The following is a 19,944-nucleotide window of genomic DNA, read 5'->3' as shown; positions in this document are numbered from 1 at the left end:
GGCGAAAAGACCAAGTAGTAATTCGCGCCGTAGTTGCGGGCATTGGTCTGCCCGGGCGCTCCCAGCGGATCGTAAAGCACAACATAGCTGCGGTCAGGGTAGCCTTCCTGGAAGCGCAAGTAGCCGTTCGTGCGCTCGATCATCAGATTGATTTGGGGTTGATACACGGCCAGTTGACGCTCCATCTCCGGCCGCGAACTTTCCCAAAGCCGGGCCATGCCCGCCTCCCGGTAGAAATCCCGGATCAGCTCATCGAGCCCGTCGAGCGCCAGGACGTCCGGCGGCAGTTCGCTCTCCGGCATGGCGAAGGGAAAGTTCGGTGGCCCGCCGATCACAAGGGCAAAGGAGACATATTGAGCGAGTTCCGCACTCGGGTCTTCACGATGGTGATCCACAAAGAACTTCTTGAGCGCAGTCAACGAGGGAGCTTCGCTCTGGGCCAGGCGGGCGCGAACCCGGTCGCGCACCGGGTTCGGCCAGGCATAGGCGCCGGCGTCGTATCCGGCAGCGTTAATGGCAGCCATCACGGTGAAAACAGTCGGACTCGTATCCAGCGAAACCCTGAGCTGGGCGGCCGCGTCTGGAGCCAAGCCCAGCCAGGCTGCTGCGAAAAGGGTCAGCCGCCGTGACAGTTTGGATGGATTCACCGGTCGCGTGGTCAACTCTCCGTAGCGTACGCTCGGCGGCAACGCCGCCTCAGCGCGGGGCAGAAGGGGCGGTTGCTCAAGGTACCATCGGGCGAGTCTAGTCAAGCGATTCGGGCAAGTCAAGGCGGCTGGTGGTGCTCCAATTGTCTCCCCTTACGGAGTTGGCCCTTGGCAAGATCTCATGGTTGGACATGCGTCCGTTCAGCCCTGCGTGAACAGGTGGCAACGGCACTAGCCACGCACGTTCACGCGACGGAAGCTGAGGATCAGGCGGCCCGCGGTCGGCACGCCAAAGGCGGTCGCCGGATGGAAGCGGCTGAAAATGAGCAACTGGTCGAGTTGCCGCCCGAGCCTTGGCGACGCCGGACCAGAAAGCACCCGATAGTCGCCAGCGTGGCCGCGGGCATCCACCTGAACTTCGATCACGACCGTGTCGTCAATCGTGTTGAACTCAGAGGGCGCCGCGCTGACCAGTTGCGGCGGAGTGGCCAAGCTGAGGGGCACGTCGCCCACCACCGCGCCGCGCGGCATACCACCGAAAAACGATCCCATCAAAACCCCAAAGAAGATCAGGGTGGTCAGAACCCCGGTGGCGGTCGGCACCGCCAGCGGCCGCAGAACGTTTTCAAAGGCAAGCCCGCACCGCGCCCACCACATCGCCCTCTGCCGGGAAGCAAGCACGCGAATGGCCAGCGCCAAATCGGGTGGCGGGGCAAGGCGAGGCAAATTCAAGAGCACCTGCCGCAAACGCCGGTAGTATTTCAATTCCGCTTGGCAGCCCACACAAGTCTCCAGATGCTGGCCGAGAGCGCGATTCTGTTCCGCGGTGAGGGCCTCATCGAGGTAGCCCGCGAGATTCTTTCTGAACCCGGCGCAACTCATGACTCCCTCCCCGCCCCGGCGCGGCCTGTTCCGGCCTTGCGATGCCCGTTGAGATGAGGTTCGAGAATGGCCCGGAGAGCTTGGCGGCCGCGCAGGATGCGCGATTTCACCGTGCCCAGGGAGATCTCCAGAACGTCGGCAATTTCGTCGTACGCCATGCCCTCAATGTCGCGCAGCACAACGGCGGAGCGGTAGGGTTCAGCAACGGCCTGCAAGGCGCGATGCACCACCCCTTCCAGCTCGGCGCTCATGGCGGCCGCGAGCGGCGATTCGCCGCGATCCACCAGCGCCTCGCGCACCGCTGCCTTGCCCCATGATTCCTTCTCCTCGATGGCAACCTGGTGCCGCCAGTGCCGCCAGAACCACCGCTTCTGGTTGGCAGCTTCGCGGATAGCGATCCGATAGATCCAGGTTTTAATCGAACTCCCGCTATGAAAACCGTTGATGCCGCGGAACACCTTCAGAAACACTTCCTGCACCGTGTCCGCGGCGCGGCCCGAATCGCCAAGAATGCGAAACACGAGGTTATAGATCGCATCCTGATATTGAGCCACCAGCCAGGCAAAGGCCGTCTCCGAACCAGTGCGCAATTCCTGGACGAGTGCGCGCTCGTCGCAGGAAGTCTCGAAGGTGGCGATCAGTTCGCTCATGCCATGCGCCATGTCCGCCCACACCCTACCGAGAGCGTTACCTCTCCCTATATCCTTAGACACCAAATACCTCGCCTGGGTTTCCTCAGCCTCTATTAAGATACGCCGGAATTCCCTCGATGACAATCTTCGTTCGTGTAGGGCCGGTCTTCAGACCGCCCCGAGTCTTCTTCGTTCGTGTAGGGGCCGGTCTTCAGACCGCCCCGAGTCAGGTCAAGGGCAACAGGTCAAGGGCAAGCTGAAGCTTGCCCCTACATGGGCGGAGCGAACGTCGCACCGTTCCTCCTTTTCCCGATTCCTTGCGTTGACAATCCAATCGGCAAGATGCAAGAATCAACCGCCGTGGGGCTGTGGCGCAGTTGGGAGCGCGCCTGACTGGCAGTCAGGAGGTCGTGGGTTCGAATCCCATCAGCTCCACCAATTGCTCTCCCGATGCCCTTCTATAGCTAAGTCCTCCGCAGGGTTTCCACTGGTCGCTGAGCACTGGTCACCGAGCACTGTTGCTAGCGCGTCCCGATGACAATCGGGAAGGTCGTGGGTTCGAATCCCATCAGCTCCACCATATCTTTCAATCGTTTCCCTGAAAACAAAGAATCTAGCGGCACGCCCCCTGATTCAGGGGTTGTGTCTGATCTCCGATGGCGACCTCGCCGTCCTTGCCCTGGCCCTTCTTCCGCAGCCGGGTGTTTATTGACAAGATTTTACAAATTCCCAGGAAACTTTTTGTCCCAACTTGCGTCTTTAAAGACAGACCACAACAGGGGGGTAGGAAGTCCACCACCACAAGGCAACCGACCGAAAGACTTCCTACCCCTTTCTTTCCCCCACTACCAAACGATCTCATCCTTGAGCCCGTCGAGGCTGCTCCTAAAAAGCTCCTAATCGGTGAGAGAAAGCTGGGGAACCGGCGAGTGGTCTTATCGCTTGATTGGAGACTATTGCACGCTGACGGGCCGGGCCATCTCTTCGACCGTGACGTGCGCTCGGAACATAGCCTGGGGCGAGCCGCGGCCCCAGCGAAGCACTTCCCATCGGGCTTTGAGATACTTCACGCCGGGGAAATCAGCGAGGTCAAGCACCACCTGGGTGCGCCCCGAGTAGAAGCGCTGCGGAAATTTCACCAGCGGCCTGGCGATGAAGTTGCTGCCGTCCTCGGAACCCCAGATCGAAACGTCCAGCGATTCCTGCTCGATCATCGCCTCAATGACCATCAAGCAAAGAAAAGAGCGCCCCGCGGGAACTTCTACCGGACTTCCTTCCCCGTTCGAGCTGAGTACGCTCCCGCGTGGCAAGAGTTCCGCCGTCATGGATGCTCCCGATGGTCCATCGTGCCTCGCCTACCCGCCGCCCATGGTGAAGCCTCGCGGTGAACCGCGGCGGGCGTGCGCCACCCGTTAAAGAAAGCACGGAATTTTAGCACAGGCTGAAGCCGCCAATCAGTTCCACGATCTCTGCCGAGACCCCTGCGCGTATCCGCCTCTCACCTTTTGGCGGGACGGAGCGACTTCAGCCGTCGGGCTGCGTCGTCGAGCGTCTGGTCGGTTTTACAAAAACAGAAGCGAACCTGTTGCCGCCCAGCCGAGGGCGCGTGGTAGAAACTGCTCCCGGGCACCGCTGCTACCCCGATCTGTTCCAACAGAAAGCGGCAGAAACAGACGTCGTCTTCGGCGTCAAAAGCGCTAATGTCCGTCATGATGTAGTACGCGCCTTCGCATTTCGAGCAATGGAAGCCAGCTTCCTCAAGAGCAGCCAGCAGGCGGTCGCGCCGCAACTGGTAGGCGCGGCTGAGCTCGGCATAGTAAGCATCGGGCAGCGAAAGCGCCACCGCCCCGGCTTCCTGCAACGGCGCCGCCGCCCCCACCGTGACAAAATCATGGACCTTGCGAATCCCGCCGGTGATTTCCGGGCAGGCAACCGCCCATCCAACCCGCCAGCCTGTCACGCTATAGGTTTTGGAGAGGCCGTTGATGGTGATGGTGCGGTCGCGCATGCCCTCCAGGGTGGCGATGGAAACATGTTGCCAGCCGTCATAGAGGATGTGTTCGTAGATTTCGTCGGTAATGGCCAGCACGTCCCACTTCACGCAGAGGTCGCGAATCATTTCGAGTTCAGCGCGGCGAAAGACCTTGCCGGTAGGATTGTTCGGCGTGTTCAAGATGATGCCTTTGGTGCGATCGTTGAACGCAGCGGCCAGTTCCTTCTCATCCAGGCGCCAATCGGCCATGCCGCCTCCCGAAGCTTCCGGACGGGAGGGGTGGAGCGCCACAAAGCGCGGCCGAGCAGAGGAAAGGATGGCGTCCGGCCCGTAGTTCTCATAAAACGGCTCGAAGATCACCACCTCGTCGCCGGGGTTGATGACCGCCATCATGGCGGAGAGCATCGCCTCGGTCGCGCCGCAGCAAACGGTGATCTCTCGCTCGGGGTCGATCTCGAGTCCCTGCCAGCGCTTCATCTTGGCGGCGATGGCATCGCGCAGGCTTTTTGCTCCCCAGGTGATGGCATACTGGTTGACGTCCCGGCTGATGGCCTCGATGGCGGCTTGTTTGACCTCTGCGGGCGCGGGAAAGTCAGGGAAGCCCTGAGCCAGGTTCACGGCCTCGTGCTGCATCGCCAGCCGGGTCATCTCGCGGATGACCGATTCAGTGAAACGGCCGGCTTTTCGAGAAAGGATGCGCTTCCCCGCCAAAAACGCTTTTCCCGTTATCCCTGAACTGCCTTGGGCGGGCTTGCCCGGCATGGCCCCGTACGGGTTCATCTGCATTTCACCGGCGGGAATAGATCTCCCGGTAGAGCTTATAATTTCGCAAAATGACCTGAACATACTCGCGTGTTTGCGAGTAAGGGATATTTTCCACAAACGTTTGCGCGTCCGCTTCTTGCCGAGTTTCCAGCCAATGCTGCACAGCCTCTTCCCCGGCATTGTATGCAGCCAGAGCCAGCTCCGCGCCACCCCGCCACGGCGGCCCCCAACGGGCATCGCCGAACATCTTCATCAACTGAGCCAGGTAGTAGCACCCGTAATTGATATTGTAGTCCGGATCGGTGAGCCGGGAGAGCCGAAAGCGCTGCCGGCGCTCGCCTGCCAGCCGCTTCGCCGTTGCCGGCATCAATTGCATCAGGCCAACCGCGCCAGCGCTGGAAACGGCTTGCGGAGCGAAAGCAGACTCCTGGCGGATCAACGCCGCCACCAGCAACGGATCGAGCCGGTGCCTCTTCGACCATTTCCGAATAAGCTTTTCATAAGGCACGGGAAAAAGCATGCGCCAGAGCTCGAGCGGGACTTCGTCCATGCGCCGCGAGAAAAAGTCGGGATAGAGACGCCACAGCGCATCAAAGGCTTCCGCCGTCCGGCCATGCGTGTGGGCGTCGCGCGCTAACTCCAACAAAATCGCCGGCCAAGCGACCAGCCGGCTGGCGGTCCGCAGCTCAGCCGCCGCCAGGTCGTCAAGCGCGATCAACCGCAAGTCGAGATAGCGTTGCCAGCGGACACGAGCCGCTTCCGGAGCGGGCGTGTTGGTGTCCGGCAATTCCCCCGCCGGCGAAATTTGTTCGAGCCATTCCGGCGCCGGTTCCGCGCTCACCCACCAGCCGGCTGCCCAAAGCCTTCGCCCGGCATCCTGGGAAAAATAGTTGTGCGGAAACCGCCGGCTGAGCGCTTGGTAGAAGGGGCGTGCTGCGTTGTAGTTTTCTATTTCCGCCAACCGGCCCAACCAGTAAAGCGCATCCGGAACTTGAAGCGAGTTGGGGTATCGCTCGATGAACTCGCGCAGCAGGCGGCTGGCTTCGGGCAAGCCGCTCAAGTATGCATGCCACGCCACTTTCCATCGCGCTCTCTGGACGTAGCGACCGTTCGGAAAGCTTTCGGTGACTCGACTGTAGAATTGGGTGGCCTGCGCGTCGTTGTTCTTCAGCAGGTAGTAATTGCCCGTCGCGAAAAGGATTTCCTCGTGCCACGGACTTTCCGGGATTCGGGCGCTCGCCTGGGTGACCACCGCGAGCATCTCTTTTTCGAGATCCAGGGCGCGATAGCTCTGGCTGAGGTAGAAAAGCCGCTCGGCTTCAGAAGGCCCGTCAGCCAGTTCGAACGCAGCCAGATGTTGGATGGCGCGATCCATCTGTTCCTGTTGGAAGAAGCAGCCCCCCAAGCGCGCCACAGCAGCGTCTTTTTCAGCCCCGGCAGTCGCCCGGGCCAACTCTTCATACTCGATTTCGGCTTGCCGCCAACGGCGCGCGGCGTAGAGCGAGTCCGCACGAGCCAACCGGCGCGCAGTCGAAACTTTCGGCAAGTTCTCCCCGAGAACAGTTTCGAGGCGGGCCAGCGCGCCCCCCGCCGCCGTTGCTGCTTCCCCATTCACAGGATAGCCGTAATAAACTCGCTGGTAGGTTTCCGCCGCTTGGGGAAGCTGATGGGCCGCCTCGTAAGCTCGCGCCAGGACAACAAGCAAGGCGGGGCGGTGCTCTGCGGGGCGAAAGGCTTGGAGGCTCTCGATCGCTTTTTCCGCTCGCCCTGCCTCGAGCAACCATGCGGCGCGCTTCTCGACGGCGTTATCCGTCAACAAACTGTCGGGATACTTTCCCGGAAAGTCTGCCAGAGTTTCGGCAGCAGCCTCGTAATTTTTCTGTGCGGCAAGAGATTGAGCGAGATACCACTCGGCGTAGTCGCCAAGGTGCGCCTCGATCCCTTCCGGAGCTGAGGCTGATCCCCCCCAAGCCAGTGCGGCCTGGCGAAACCACCCCTCGGCTTCGGCGTAGCGCGCGAGTCCAAAATCTCTATGACCGAGCAAAAGGGCAGCCAGCGGCCCCAATGAATCCTTGGCGTGCCGCCGCGCAAACTTTTCGAGGGCAAGGTAAGCGCCGGATTGCGCCTTGCCAGGTGCCTCTCCGGTACGGGACTCCTCCTGAAGACGATGCGCCAAAAGCGACAGTTGCTGCCTGGCCTGAGCGGCCGATTCCAGCCGCGACATGGCGGCGCAAGTCGAGCCGGAGAAAAAGACCAGCAGTGTCAGCCTGCAGAGGGTGGCGCGGAGCAAGAACCGGCTCAGCATGGAATTATGGTCGGCGTCTGCCTTGCCTGCGCGAGGCAGACGTCATCCGGGTCAGCGCGAAGCGAATTCTCTCCCGTACAACGGGATTGCCATTATAACCGTTTCGGTCCCCGTCAACGGCGAGCGGCTGGTAGCGGATAGGGATAGTGGCCGAGTGCCGCCGGATCGCCTTCAGCGAGAACGGAAAGTACTTCGTTGTAGAAATGGTCGATCGGATGGTGAGTGATGCGGGCAAAGCGGCGCTCATAAATCTCGCGGCTCTTGTCAATCTCGTCTTTCAGCCGGTTGTAAAGGTCCTTGTTCTTGCGCCCTTGATTTACCTGGTCGCGCTTGTAGAGCAAGATGTCCTGTACGGCGACGCGGGCAAACTTCTGCGCCCTGCGGTGCAAATCCTGTTCTTCTGCCGAAAGTCGCCCCATGTCAAACTGCTCTTGGACGGGGAGCGGTTCGGCAGCAGTCTCGGCCGGCTCGGGCACAGAGACTTCCTCCGAGGGCAGGTGCACGATCTCGAGTTCCAGCTCTTCCGGAGGGGGTGAGACGGCAGGCCGTGGAGCAGCGGTTTTAATTCTTTCCTCCACCGCGGGCGTCGGCGGCGCGAGAACCGGTGGTTCCTCCGGTTGGGCCAGGACTGCTTGGCGCGAGAAACCGCCGCTGGCGAAGGTTGAAATCACCCGAATCGCCGCCGCAAGAGCCGCCGCTGAAGCTTCCGCACGAATCACGAGCGCCATGACCTCGCTCGAGCCGGGACTATCAGCAGCGATGCCATCGACCAGATTTCGGACAGCCACGTTCAGCTCATCCAGTTGCCTGGAGATGCCGCGCATGGCATCGGCCAGAACCTTTGTCATGGCTTGGTTGGAGGCGTCTGAACGAGACCCAGAGGGCATGCTTCTCCCGGGGTGGAAGGGGAGGCGAGCAGCTATTATCCGGTCAGAGAAAGATGCTGTCAACCCTTATTTTCCATCAGGTTAACAGAGGTACTGGACCCTATCTTCGGTGAGCAGCGATCGGCTTTATTGACATCCAAAGCAGCCGGTGATAGCTTGGAATTGTCGCTTGTGGTTCTGGGGGCGAAACGGTTTCGACGGAAGCATAAGCGGCGAAAAGGCATGCCGGGGAGTATCAGCCCGTAATCTGGTGCAACGAACACAACTGCCAATACACAGTTGGCACTGGCTGCCTAATTCAGGCGGCTCGTCTCCTGCGCTTCGCCCATAGGGCGTAACGAGGCGTAAACTTTGTGGGCTGGCCTTGCGGTTGCCGCCTGAGACCGCCGGGCAAGATTCTCGGGCTAGCCAAGCCGGCCTTTTGCCGGTCCTTGATCCGGCGGGGCGAAACAAACAGAACCGGATAAGCATGTAGGCTTTTCGCTGTGCGGCTTTTCGGACGCGGGTTCGACTCCCGCCGCCTCCACCATCTCGCAATGAACACCAGCAGGGCGTACAGCCGTACGCCCCTACAACATTAGTTCCTCTGCTCCTCTGCTTCCTTTGCCTCCTTTACTTCCTCTACCTCCTTTGGTTCGTTGCTTCTGTCCTTCGGGACAACTTGTGCTTCGCTGAAAAGCATGCCAGTTTGGGCCGACAATTTGTCGCCTGGCGATTCGCTGTAGTGCCTTCCCCGGCCTAATGTCTTTCCATCCGTCAAGTTGCGGAATGCCCTCCGGCCAAGCCGAACCCGACCGGCGCCAAAGGCGTGGGCGAGGTGCTGAAGATACTCAACATCTCCACTCCGGTGGTGAATATCCCCGGATGCCCTTGCCACCCGGAATGGTTTATCGGAACCGTGGCTCGCCTGCTGCTCTATGGCTTGCCCAAGCCGAAAGAACTCGACGAATTCGGCCGGCTGAAAGTTTACTTTGGCCGGACGGTGCACAACCGTTGCATCCGCCGCGACTTCCTCGATGAAGGCATCTTCGCCAGCAATTTTGGCGAGGAGGGCTGCCTGCTTGAAATCGGTTGCAAGGGTCCCTTCACCCACGCCGACTGCCCCGTGCGCCAGTGGAATAGCGGCGTCAACTGGTGCATCAGCGCCAACGCACCCTGCATGGGTTGCACGGAGCCGGGTTTCCCCGACTCTCACTCGCCGCTCTATCAGAGGAGGTAGCCATGAAGACGCGCGTGATGGTGGACCCGTTGACCCGCATCGAAGGCCACCTCCGGGTGGAGGCCGTCGTGGAGGACGGCAGGGTGGTGGAAGCGCGCTCGGGAGGAACGCTCTACCGCGGCTTTGAACAGATTTTGGAACGGCACTAAGAGCCCCGGCCCCCGGGGAGCAACCCAAACCCGCACAAAGTTGCGACTCCGCTAAGAGAATCGAGCACTCTCCTGTAGAATAGGGCGGTAATCGAACGCTTCTGGTCAAAGCCAGCGATTGGCTTCGATCACCAGCGGATGTCTGGAATCCTTTTCCCATGAAGCTTAAGTCCGCCTCTGCCCTGGCCTTGCTGGCTGCGCTCGCCGTGGCCAGCTTCGGGATGATCGCCGAGCCCCAATCTCCCGCATCGCCGCCCGCCCCGTACCGCGCCGGTACGGGGCCCGCCACCAGCAAGCCCGAACCGGGCAAGCCCGCCCAAAGCAATGGGGAAAACAGCGCGAAAGAGATTTTGGCGGGCAAGCGACTCGTGGTGATTGATCCCGGGCACGGCGGCACCGACCCGGGCGCGCGCGGTCCCACCGGTTTGATTGAAAAGGACCTGACATTGCAATATGCGCAAGCCATGCAAAGGCAACTGGAGCAAGCGGGGGTAGTGGCTGTGCTCACCCGCGAGGGGGATCAGAACCCTTCGTTCGATGATCGCGCTGGCCTCGCCAACGGGCGCCGGGCCGACCTTTTCCTGACCATCCATTTCGGCACGGTCGGCGCGGCCCGCATGGTCCGGATCTTTGTTTACCGCGTCCCCGGGGGCCAGACGGTCGCTCCGCCGGACGAATTCCTGGCCTGGGAAGAGGCACAGGCAGCATACTTGGACCAAAGTCGCGCCTTTGCGCAGCTTCTCGAGGCTCAGATCGAGCAAGAGGCGCCGGGTTCAGCGGCCGGCGTGGGCGAAGCGAGCCTGCGCGTGCTGCGCGGGGCAGCTTGTCCCGCCATCGCGCTCGAAATCGGCAGCGTTTCTGTCCGGGATGCGGCGGCGCTGGCCGGCCTCGAAGAACGACTGGCAAGAGCGCTGGCCGGAGCCGTCGAGCGGTTTGCGCCTGTTGCACAAGGAACGCGATAAAGCAAAAAGATGTCTCGGGCGCTGCGCATTGTAATCATCGTGGCCGTGGCGAGTGTGGCGGCGGGGGCGCTTTATATTCGGGTGCTCGAGAAAAGAATCCGCGGTCTGCGCGCCGAAAAGCAAGCCGAAGAGGTTCAGCTTCACCAACTGGCGCAACTGGCGATCGTCCGGCCGACCGACCAGGCCCGCAAAGTGAAGCTGTTCTACCTCTCTGCCCCCGGTACCACGGCGCTCCAGGCGCGCGAGGTGGAGATGCCGCTGGCGAAAGAACCGGCCCGCGAAGCCAGGCAAATTGTGGCCGCGCTCATTGTCGGCCCGGCGGATCCGGCGCTGCGAACCCTGCCCGCTGAAACGCTGGTGCACGAAGTCTTCCTGCTGGCGGATGGCACCGCCGTGGTGGATCTTTCTCAGGGCTTTGCCAACGGCACCCCCTCCGGGATTGAAACGGAACAAGTGGCGGTGGATTCCATTGTCCGGTCGCTCAGTGCCAACCTCAAAGAAATTCGCCGCGTCAAGATCTTGATCGAGGGCCAGGAAGTAGAAACGGTCGCAGGTCACGTGGACCTGGGCTGTTTCTACGATGTGTCTCGAAGCCCGGCGCGATCCGGAGGCTCCGGGATGACACCTGGCGCCAGATGGTAGATAGGAGGAGAAAACCAAAAAGCGCAGTCCCGATCCCGAAACTTCACGATTCGGGAGGGGATCTTGCTTTTCGTTTTTCGCCTTTCGTTTTTCGGTTTTCGCTTTTCTGATGTTATGAGGCAGGCGCCTCCTCGGGCGAGCGTTGGTAAGCTTGCCCAGACCGTTCGACAAGGGTCGAAAGGAGGCGCCCATGCCAGTTTATCTCGGAGTCGATTTTCATGCTCGCAGCCAGACGGTTTGCTGGTGTAGCACGGAGGACGGCGTGATCCGCCAGCGCACGCTCGATCACGAGCGGGACAACGTGCCTGCCTTCTACGCGCAGTTCGCCGCTCCCGCCATCGTCGGGCTGGAGTCGTCGGGCTACGCCCTGTGGTTTCATCGCTTGCTCGCCGAACAGGGCCATCACGTCTTGGTCGGCGATGCCGCTGCCATCCGCAAGTTCGCCAAGCGCCGGCAGAAGAACGACCGGCGCGATGCCGAGCTGCTTCTCGACCTGCTCCTGCGCGGGGATTTCCCCGCCGTGCACGTTCCGCCGCCGGCCAGCCGCGACGTGCTCGGCCTGCTGCGCTACCGCCACCGCCTGGTGCGCATGCGCACCATGCTGCGCAACGGGTTGCAGGCCGTGGCCCTCAATCATCAACTGCGGCTGGGGCCGGGGCTGTTCACCGCCCGCGGGCGGCAGCAGCTCTCCGCTCTGCCGCTCGACGGTGCCGACGCCACCCAGCGCACGCACTCGCTCGCCCTGCTCGAAGCGCTCCAGAAAAAGATCCTGGAAGTGGAAGAGATTCTGGACGCCCGTGCTGCCGACGACCCGCGCGTGACTCGGCTGCGCACGCACCCCGGCGTAGGTCTGCTCACCTCCCTGGCCGTGGTGCACACGCTCGAGCCGGTCACACGGTTCGATCGCGCCCGTCGCATCGCCGCCTATTGCGGGCTCGATCCCAAAGAACATTCCAGCGGCGAGACCCAGCGGTATGGCCACATCTCTAAGCAGGGGAACCGCCTGCTGCGCTTCCTGCTGATTGAAGCCGCCCATCACGCGGTCGCACCCGGCCAGGACGACGACCTGCGCCGGTTCTACTACCATCTGCTGGTGAAAAAGCATGCGGCCGTGGCCGCCGTGGCCGTGGCCCGCAAACTGGTTCTGCGGCTCTACCGCATGCTGCGAGACCAGATCGACTACGACGAGTTCCGGCGCCGAGGTCGCGACGCGCGGCGTGCCCGAGAAATCAGTAGCCTCCCGATTCATCGGGATGGCTGACCTTCTGATGGGGCCGCCCGCTTGTCCCGGCCTCGCGCCGGGGCAGCGCGGAGTCGTCCTCATGGGCCCAGGGGCCCGAATAGATGAGTGATCGCGACCCGGATCCGGCAGGGATGGAACCGCGTCGCTGATCGCAACCGAACCAAGGACGAATTCAGAACCGACCCGATGTCGAACGGCGTTGTTCAACTTCGTCCTCGCCGACAGCTCCGCGCTGTCCAGAAAAAGAAAGAGGTCTGTTTAAGAGAAGAATTTGACACCGGCGCCTGCCTCATAGATGATTTCTATTTCCTGACTCGATGGAGGCTTTGTTGAACCGAGCGGATAGTCGGGCCCCGGCCGACATGCGGCCGGTAAAGATCACTCCGAACTTTGTTTCTACTGCCGAAGGGAGTGTCCTGATCGAAGTGGGCAAGACGCGGGTGATCTGCACCGCGACAGTCGAGGCCGGCGTCCCCACGTTCCTCAAAGGCTCCGGCAAGGGTTGGGTAACGGGCGAGTATGGCATGCTCCCTCGCTCAACTGCTCAACGCACGCCGCGCGAGTCGGCCCGCGGGAGGCAATCCGGCCGCACGCTCGAGATTCAGCGGCTGATCGGGCGCTCGCTGCGGGCGGTGAGCAACCTTGCTGCCCTCGGCGAGAGAACGATTATTGTGGATTGCGACGTGATCGAAGCCGATGGTGGCACCCGCACCGCTTCGATTACCGGCGGCTTTGTGGCACTGGCGCTGGCCGGGCAGCAACTGGTTGCTCAAGGAATACTGCCGGCCACGATCGTCACCGACTACGTCGCCGCCATCAGCGTCGGCATCGTCCACGATCAGATCCAGCTCGACCTCGCTTATGAAGAGGACTCGAGCGCCCAGGTGGACATGAACGTGGTCATGACCGGGTCGGGAAAGTTCGTCGAGGTGCAAGCCACCGCCGAAGGTCGCAGCTTTTCGCAGGCGGAGATGAATATGATGTTGCAGATGGCGGAGACCGGCATCCGCCAGCTCATTGCCATCGAGAGAACGATCGTGCCGCTGGCCCCGCCAGCTCGGGGCTTGCGGCAGACCGTTCACGTTGAACGTCCACGGTGAGCCGCCGAACCTCCGTGCCGCCAAGCCGCAGAAAACTCTTTCTGGCAAGCTCGAACGCGGGTAAGTTGCGCGAGCTTGCCCTGGCTTCCCTGACGCTGGAAGCTCCAACACGCCCGACTCGGGCACGCCGTGGGAGACGGAGTGCTTTCCCCAGAGCAGGTATCGAGGCGCATCTTCTGCCCCATTTCGACCAATTGCCGCGATTCGCCGAAGGTTATCCCAGTTTCGCCCTGAACGCTGCCGGCAAGGCGCTGCACTTCAGCCGTCTCACTAAAGGACTCGTGCTGGCGGATGATTCAGGCCTGGCGGTGGACGCGCTCGGTGGCGCCCCGGGGATTGGTTCCGCTCGCTATGCCGGCGTGGGCGCGAGCGACGCCGACCGCATTGGGAAACTGCTCGAAGCCATGAAAGACCTCCCCGAAAGCCTACGCGGCGCGCGCTTCATCTGTGTTCTGGCGCTGGCGCAAAGGGAGCAACTCATCGCGCTGTTCTCTGACTTTGTCGAAGGGCAGATTCTCACCGCGCCGCGGGGCAGAGGCGGCTTCGGCTATGACCCGATATTTTTCTACGTGCCCTTGAAAAAGACCTTCGCTGAAATCAGCCGCGCCGAGAAAAACGTTGTGAGCCACCGCGGCAAGGCCTTCCACAGACTGGTTGCCTTCCTGCGTTCCTTCTGATTGCGCACCCGCAGAGGCCATCTGATGGATTCAGCATCAGGGCCTGAAGCCCCTGTTCTTTGAGCTCCTCTATGTCGGCGCTCCCTCGGTCCGCCGCGGCGGACTCGGAACAAATTCCGCTCCAATCCTCTAGTAGGCAGACCCTTAGGTTGGCGAGGATGACGCTGGCAGCCGCGTGTGCTATATTTTCTGATTCTGTTGGAAACTCGGGGAGGTCCTGATGGGCGGTTCCGCGCTTCGCCCTGGAGAAGGTGGAAGTTTATCGGCCAACGAAGAGGTTCACCGGCAGTACGTGAATTTCGCCTTCTACAAGGTGAACCCGGCGTGGCGGCGGCTGAACGCCAAGCAGCGCGAGGCTGGCAAGCGAGACCTTTGCCAGGTCATCGAATCCTACGCCGCCGCTCGGCTCATGGTGCTGCCTTATTCGACCATGGGCACGAGGAGCGATTGCGACTTCATGCTCTGGCGCATCGGATATGACCTGGAACTCATGCAGCAAATGTCCGCGGAAATGCTGGCCACCGGCGTGGGACGCTATCTCGCCACGCCCTATTCCTTCCTTTCGATGACCAAGCGCTCGATTTACACGCGCGAGCACGTCCACGAGGGCCAGCTCGATACGCGGGCCCAGATTGTTCCCGGCCAGCATCGCTACCTTTTTGTCTATCCGTTTCTCAAAACACGCGCGTGGTATCTCTTGCCGCTCGAAGAACGCCAAAAAATCATGAATGAGCACATCCGCATCGGGCACAAGTACCCTTCGGTGAAGCTCAATACCACGTATTCGTTTGGTCTCGATGACCAGGAATTTGTGGTGGCGTTCGAGACGGACAAACCGGCGGATTTCCTCGACCTGGTGATGGAGTTGCGCGAGAGCCAGTCGAGCCTCTACACTCTCCGCGATACGCCGATCTTTACCTGCATCCATCGCACCCTAGACGAGGTTCTGAGTCTCCTCGGCGGTTGATCGAGCGGAGGCGTTTGCGCCTCCACCCTTAAAGCGGAAGCCCGGTTTGCCTGAGGCGGGCCTCCGTCGCAACGTCTCTCCGCTTGTGGTGAGCTTGTCCGACCCATGGCAAAAACGAAGATAAAATTACCGGCCATAAAAAAGAGGAGCGGGAAAAGGCTGGCCAAAGCCGCTCGGCCGCTAAAAGCTCGGGGAACCGACCCCAAACGGGTGGCGGCGATCCTGGCGGGTCTCGACGAGAAATTCCCGGCGGCCATCTGCGCGTTGAAACACCAGAATCCGCTTCAACTCCTGATTGCCACCATCCTCTCCGCCCAGTGTACCGACAAACGGGTGAACATGGTCACGCCGGGACTCTTTTCGAGGTATCCGACCGCTTCCCACTTTGCCTACACCCTTCCGAGAGAGCTCGAACGCGAAATCAAATCCACTGGATTTTTTCGCAACAAAACAAAATCCATCATCGGAGCCTGCAAGAAGATCCAGGAAGAGTTTGGCGGCAAAGTGCCCCAAACGATGGAGGAATTGCTGACCCTTCCGGGCGTGGCGCGCAAGACGGCCAATGTCGTGCTCGGCACCGCTTTTGGCATCTCTTCAGGCATTGTCGTGGACACGCACGTGCTTCGGCTTTCCCACCGGCTCGACCTTTCTCAGCAGAACGACCCCAAGAAGATCGAGCAAGACCTGATGCAAATCATCCCTCAGGACAAATGGATTCTGTTCTCCCACCAGATGATCTGGCACGGCCGGCAAACCTGCCGGGCGCGCCAACCGAAGTGCAAGGAGTGCGTGCTGGAGCGAGTCTGCTACTCGAAAGATAAAATGATCTAGGGCTTGCCCTTGGGATGAAGGAAGAGGGCTGAGGTCTGAGGTCTCAGGTCTCAGGTCTGAGATCCGAGAGGCGACGCCACTCGGCTTGCGGTGAGCTTGGCGCTTGCTCTGAGTGTGGCGAAGGGTCGAAGGGAACCCACTTGTGGTGAGCTTGCCGAATCCAGACGAACTTGGCGGTCGCTCAGGAAGTTGGTCGGGGCGAGAGGATTTGAACCTCCGACCCCCTGCGCCCAAGGCAGGTGCGCTACCAGGCTGCGCCACGCCCCGACCCGTTCACGGTGAACCCGTTCAGGGTAAACCCGGCTCTCCAAGAGTAGCAGAGCACGGCAGCAAGCGGCAAGGCGAGTGCCGTTCCAAGTACGTGAGGCTATTCCCCGCCCCGTACTGACAAGCTCGATGCGGGCGAGTGCGAACGGGATGCATCGGCGCATCAAGTTGCAACGGCACGAGTCTATGATTGTGGGAGCACGGATTCGGCCGGTTGCTCGCAGACCGAGGCCAATTGCCCCGCGCCCGTCTCAGGAAACAAGAGCACCACGCGGCGATTCTTCTCCTGCGGGCCTTTGGCCGGAATTTCCGGTTCACGGAAGCTTTTCCCCTCGACCACATCGGCCAGGCTTGCCAGCAGAAGGCTTCGCTTCGTCGCCTCGCGGCGGGAGGTGGGAAAGTCCAAGAGCAGAAGTTGATTGGCTGCCTCCAGTTGCTGCGCGGCAAACTCCCGGCGAGCTTCCTCCATCAATTCGATCTGCTGTTGCGTCTGATAGCTATATACCTGAAGGGCGCGTTGCTCGGAGAGCCACTGGTTGTATTCCGCTGAACCAACCAGGTCGGTGTGCCCTTCGTACTTCACGGCGGCTTGCGGAAGAAGGAGTTGGCGAAGCACGGCCACCTTGGCCAGGCGCTCGCGCGCCACCGGGCGCAGGTCATGCTTGTCAAAATCGAACAGAATGTCGGAAGCAAGGGTGAGCGCCATCCTGCCGCCGCGATGGGTCAGTTGGCCGAGCGATGCAAGCTGGCGGCGAAGTTCGCCACAAATTCTCTCCCGGTCATCGCGCAGCCCGCTGATCCGCTGCTGGAGCGAAGCGAATTGCGCCTGGGCCGAAGCCAGCTCCGCTCGCAGCCGTTCATTTTCCGCCCGGGACTGCAGCAGTTCGCCTCCGAGTCTCTGCATTTCGCCCTGGGCGCGCGCCACCCCCGCCTCGGAGTCAGCGAACTGCTGACGAAGTTGAGCGAGTCGGGTGTCGCGCTCGGCCAGAGCGGCCTTGAGCTGCTCATTTTCCTGTTGTGCTCGAGCCAGGTCTTGCTCGGCGGCAACCAGTTGACGGTCGAGCTGGCGGATCACCACTTCGCCGACTGCCCCCACGGCAAGCGCGCGGGCATTCTCAGCGATCTGCGTCGCGGTGCGAGCCAGTCCGATACCGTGTTTGCTCTGAGGGCTTCGGGAGTGCTCCTCTTCGGCCTGAGCCAGAAAGTCGCGCGCGGTCGTGAGCGCCTCGCGCGCCCGCAATTCGTCGGCGGAAGGCCCTTCTTCCACCGGCGTCGGATCCTTCAAGATGCCGGAAGCGGCAGCCAGCTCGACTGCCTTGCGCGCCTGCAGGAGCTCGTTGGGAGTGTCTCTGGGCGGCAGGGTGGTAGCGAGCGCGCTCGCATAATTCGTGTACTGCGTGTAGAAGATCAAGTCTCCCTGGACGGGGATAGCCCGGTTGGTGGTACCGAGGTTCTCCTGGCTCTGACTCAGCATGATGACCATCGGGCTGGGGTCGTGCACGGCGAAGTCCGGTTCAGCGGTAATCATCAGCCAAAACGTTTGATAAGAAGTGGTGGTATTAATCCCGCCAAAGCTGGGGAGAGCCGGATCGAGAAGGATTTCGCCGATGTTTTGAGCTCCGCCGTCCAACGAGACGGCCCATAGCACAAAAGTGTGGTAGTCCTTGCCAAAGTTGCGAGCGGGCACGAGGCCGGTGATCGAGCCGTAGTTGAAGTCAATCTCCAGGTACCCGGCCTTGCTCTCTACCTTGCAAAAACCTTTGGCGCTGGGAGCGCGCTCGGTGCCCCGCAGGGTCACCTCGGTGGCTCCGGCGCGGTGGCGGAAGCTCAAAATGGCTCCCGGTTGGCGCAATGCGATGCGCTTGATTTCCCCGCCAATCTTCCGCGGTCGGCGCGTCTGCGCTCTCGCCGCGCCGGCAAGCACGAGCGACACCATCAGGCAAAGCGCGCCTATCTTTCGCATGGGATTGTCTTCCATTTTCAGGGGTAGGACTTCTACAGTTTCGGCCAATGGCCCGGTTCTGTCAATTTCGGTTTATTCAACTGATTAACGGTCAACCAGTGCCGTTCTCACCTGATGAGCCTGTCCATCCCGTTCCAGCGTACCCGCATCGAGGTTGTTGGAGCCAGACTCAGAAGAAATACCCCCCGAAGAGTTGGAACGGCACGGCCAGCGCGGAAACTTCTCCTGCTGGCACATCGGAAGGTAATCGTGGCGATTCCGAGAGGGCCTAACGCTTCTCCACGGAGATCGAGCCGTCGCCGGAACGCAAGCTCAAGGTTGGCCCGCCGCCGTTCAATTTTCCTCGAATCTCCGTCGGGCTGAGTGCGCCGCTAATGGTGACGGGCATGTCGAGCGTAATCCGGCCGTCGCCGGTGTGGGCATCGAGATCCGCCGCAAAGCTTGCCGGCAAGGTCACTCGAATGTGGCCGTCGCCGGTGCGCAGCGACCAACTTCCTTCCATCCTTGAACCTTCCCGCAGGCTCGCCTCGATGCTCCCATCGCCCGTGTCAAGCTGGAGGTCACTGTAAACTCCATCCACGCGGATCGAACCATCGCCGGTATGGCCTCGGAGGCGCCCCTGGCTGCCCGAGACCTCCATGCGGCCGTCGCCGGTGACGAGATCCAACTGCCCTTCCGCATCATTTACCAGGATGCTGCCGTCGCGGGTGTGCCCGTGGAAATTTCCGGCCACGCCCCGCACTTCCAGCCGGCCATCAGCGGTGTCCAGATCAAGGTTCGCTTTCTGCGGCACGGTCAGGTAAACGTCAACCGAACGCCGCCCGGTGTGCCAGCGCCAGCGGTGCGGCACGCGGATACGGATTTCCACGCGGTCGCCGCTCTGGCTATCGGAAATTTCCACCTCCCGCGGACCAATTTCCCAGCCGACGACGTGGACTTCCGCCTTGACGCTTTGGGCGTCACCGGGCATGACCTGGATGTTTCCGTCGCCCGCGCGGACCACAACTTCCGGAGTTCCTTTCACGGCGAAGTTTTTCGACCAAACCTTCGTCCCTGCCTCCGATCCGCTTGCCGGGCTCGAAACCCCGAAGAAAAGAAAAGACGTCAGCAAAAGCATCTTGCTCAGCACCGTTCTCCTCCTCAACCAAATACCTGTCTTAAGGATACGAACGCGGGCCTTCAAAAGTTTGACGGCGGGAGCGGAAAAGAGTGAGCGGCGGCAGGCGGTAACGGGAGAGCCCCCAGCCGCGGCGGGGCGACCCGGCCAGGACTTCCTTCCGGAGACAGGCAAAATGAGGCAGAATCTTGGAGGAACGCCTGCGCCGTTCGCCGGGCGCGACCTGACTCGCGCCCAGTTTTGCCGTTGTGGCGGTACCGCTGGCGAAGCACGGCCAGCGGTTGCATCCGCAGATGAGTCAAGGAGGCGCTGATGGGACCGCCTTATTTCTATACCACTCGAATTACATGGGCCGGCGGACGGGACGGACGCTTGCAATCCGATTCCCTGCCGGAATTGGACTTTTCTGCGCCGGAGGAATTTCGCGGCCGCGCCGGGATGTGGACACCGGAACACTTTTATGTGGCGGCAGCAAACGCTTGCCTGTTGACCACGTTTTTGGCGATCGCCGAGATTTCCAAACTCGCCATCGTTTCCTACGAAGCAGTAGGAACGGGCAAACTCGAAAAGAGCTCCGCCGAGGGCGGACCGGGCTACCTGATTACCGAGATCGTCCTCCAGCCGCGCATCACCGTATCTACCGAGGCGGAGCGCGACCGTGCCGCCAGGCTGATTGAGAAGGCGGAGAAGAGCTGT

At 61.4% G+C, this 19,944-nt stretch carries 19 protein-coding genes, 2 tRNA genes and 1 other RNA gene; 12 read left to right on the top strand and 10 right to left on the bottom strand.

Going from position 1 to position 19,944, the window contains the following annotated elements:
* The 3 genes from VIH17_10505 to VIH17_10495 all read right to left on the bottom strand — a co-directional run.
* Positions 1-689, bottom strand: a 689-nt coding sequence (locus tag VIH17_10505) for a hypothetical protein (protein ID HEY4683662.1), incomplete at its 3' end; no start/stop codon positions are given.
* Positions 690-878: 189 nt separating this feature from the next.
* Complete coding sequence (locus tag VIH17_10500; protein HEY4683661.1) at positions 879-1,529, bottom strand: zf-HC2 domain-containing protein; 651 nt, start codon at positions 1,527-1,529, stop codon at positions 879-881.
* A complete protein-coding gene (locus VIH17_10495) occupies positions 1,526-2,179 on the bottom strand; it encodes a sigma-70 family RNA polymerase sigma factor (GenBank protein ID HEY4683660.1) in 654 nt (217 codons plus the stop codon). The genes VIH17_10500 and VIH17_10495 overlap by 4 nt, the downstream gene beginning before the upstream one ends.
* A 344-nt stretch (positions 2,180-2,523) precedes the next feature.
* Between VIH17_10495 and VIH17_10490 the strand changes: the two genes are divergently transcribed.
* Positions 2,524-2,599 (top strand) — tRNA-Ala (locus VIH17_10490).
* A 515-nt stretch (positions 2,600-3,114) separates the two neighbouring features.
* Here VIH17_10490 and VIH17_10485 read toward each other — a convergent pair.
* From VIH17_10485 to VIH17_10470, 4 genes are all read right to left on the bottom strand, one after another.
* Positions 3,115-3,486: a hypothetical protein gene (locus VIH17_10485; protein HEY4683659.1), complete on the bottom strand. Its 372-nt coding sequence runs from the start codon at positions 3,484-3,486 to the stop codon at positions 3,115-3,117.
* 173 nt (positions 3,487-3,659) lie between these two features.
* Positions 3,660-4,934 carry an aminotransferase class I/II-fold pyridoxal phosphate-dependent enzyme gene (locus VIH17_10480; GenBank protein HEY4683658.1) on the bottom strand — a complete coding sequence of 425 codons (1,275 nt, stop codon included), beginning with the start codon at positions 4,932-4,934 and terminating at the stop codon, positions 3,660-3,662.
* 7 nt (positions 4,935-4,941) lie between these two features.
* The gene (locus VIH17_10475; GenBank protein ID HEY4683657.1) at positions 4,942-7,224 is read right to left on the bottom strand and encodes a transglycosylase SLT domain-containing protein; all 2,283 of its coding nucleotides are present in this window, start codon (positions 7,222-7,224) and stop codon (positions 4,942-4,944) included.
* 113 nt (positions 7,225-7,337) lie between these two features.
* Complete coding sequence (locus VIH17_10470; protein ID HEY4683656.1) at positions 7,338-8,072, bottom strand: hypothetical protein; 735 nt, start codon at positions 8,070-8,072, stop codon at positions 7,338-7,340.
* A 218-nt stretch (positions 8,073-8,290) separates the two neighbouring features.
* Here VIH17_10470 and ssrA point away from each other — a divergent pair.
* The 10 genes from ssrA to nth all read left to right on the top strand — a co-directional run bounded on the left by ssrA (position 8,291) and on the right by nth (position 15,901).
* Positions 8,291-8,640, top strand: a transfer-messenger RNA (tmRNA) gene (ssrA, locus tag VIH17_10465).
* A gap of 288 nt (positions 8,641-8,928) precedes the next feature.
* A complete protein-coding gene (locus tag VIH17_10460) occupies positions 8,929-9,330 on the top strand; it encodes a hypothetical protein (GenBank protein ID HEY4683655.1) in 402 nt (133 codons plus the stop codon).
* Positions 9,331-9,332: 2 nt separating this feature from the next.
* Complete coding sequence (locus tag VIH17_10455; protein HEY4683654.1) at positions 9,333-9,479, top strand: hypothetical protein; 147 nt, start codon at positions 9,333-9,335, stop codon at positions 9,477-9,479.
* Positions 9,480-9,637: 158 nt separating this feature from the next.
* Positions 9,638-10,441: an N-acetylmuramoyl-L-alanine amidase gene (locus tag VIH17_10450; GenBank protein ID HEY4683653.1), complete on the top strand. Its 804-nt coding sequence runs from the start codon at positions 9,638-9,640 to the stop codon at positions 10,439-10,441.
* Between the two features lie 9 nt (positions 10,442-10,450).
* Positions 10,451-11,083 carry a GerMN domain-containing protein gene (locus VIH17_10445; protein ID HEY4683652.1) on the top strand — a complete coding sequence of 211 codons (633 nt, stop codon included), beginning with the start codon at positions 10,451-10,453 and terminating at the stop codon, positions 11,081-11,083.
* Between the two features lie 190 nt (positions 11,084-11,273).
* Positions 11,274-12,344 (top strand): IS110 family transposase, encoded by a 1,071-nt coding sequence (locus VIH17_10440; GenBank protein ID HEY4683651.1) that lies wholly within the window; start codon positions 11,274-11,276, stop codon positions 12,342-12,344.
* Positions 12,345-12,655: 311 nt separating this feature from the next.
* The gene (rph, locus tag VIH17_10435; GenBank protein ID HEY4683650.1) at positions 12,656-13,426 is read left to right on the top strand and encodes a ribonuclease PH; all 771 of its coding nucleotides are present in this window, start codon (positions 12,656-12,658) and stop codon (positions 13,424-13,426) included.
* Between the two features lie 14 nt (positions 13,427-13,440).
* Entirely contained in the window at positions 13,441-14,103 is a 663-nt protein-coding gene (locus VIH17_10430; protein HEY4683649.1) for a non-canonical purine NTP pyrophosphatase, read from the top strand.
* Positions 14,104-14,323: 220 nt separating this feature from the next.
* Positions 14,324-15,070 (top strand): chlorite dismutase family protein, encoded by a 747-nt coding sequence (locus VIH17_10425; GenBank protein ID HEY4683648.1) that lies wholly within the window; start codon positions 14,324-14,326, stop codon positions 15,068-15,070.
* A 105-nt stretch (positions 15,071-15,175) separates the two neighbouring features.
* Positions 15,176-15,901: an endonuclease III gene (gene nth / locus VIH17_10420; protein ID HEY4683647.1), complete on the top strand. Its 726-nt coding sequence runs from the start codon at positions 15,176-15,178 to the stop codon at positions 15,899-15,901.
* 190 nt (positions 15,902-16,091) lie between these two features.
* On the opposite strand, the gene VIH17_10415 is transcribed toward nth, so the two are convergent.
* From VIH17_10415 to VIH17_10405, 3 genes are all read right to left on the bottom strand, one after another.
* Positions 16,092-16,168 (bottom strand) — tRNA-Pro (locus tag VIH17_10415).
* A gap of 184 nt (positions 16,169-16,352) precedes the next feature.
* On the bottom strand, positions 16,353-18,131 hold the full coding sequence (locus VIH17_10410; GenBank protein ID HEY4683646.1) for an OmpA family protein: 1,779 nt from the start codon (positions 18,129-18,131) through the stop codon (positions 16,353-16,355).
* A 268-nt stretch (positions 18,132-18,399) separates the two neighbouring features.
* Positions 18,400-19,260, bottom strand: a complete 861-nt coding sequence (locus VIH17_10405; protein ID HEY4683645.1) for a DUF4097 family beta strand repeat-containing protein — start codon at positions 19,258-19,260, stop codon at positions 18,400-18,402.
* Positions 19,261-19,560: 300 nt separating this feature from the next.
* On the opposite strand from VIH17_10405, the gene VIH17_10400 reads away from it, so the two are divergent.
* The coding region (locus tag VIH17_10400) for an OsmC family protein (protein HEY4683644.1) at positions 19,561-19,944 on the top strand (384 nt) is incomplete at its 3' end.

Source organism: Candidatus Acidiferrales bacterium (assembly GCA_036514995.1).
Lineage (GTDB): Bacteria > Acidobacteriota > Terriglobia > Acidiferrales > DATBWB01 > DATBWB01.
This window is presented reverse-complemented; position numbering and strand designations above follow the sequence as displayed.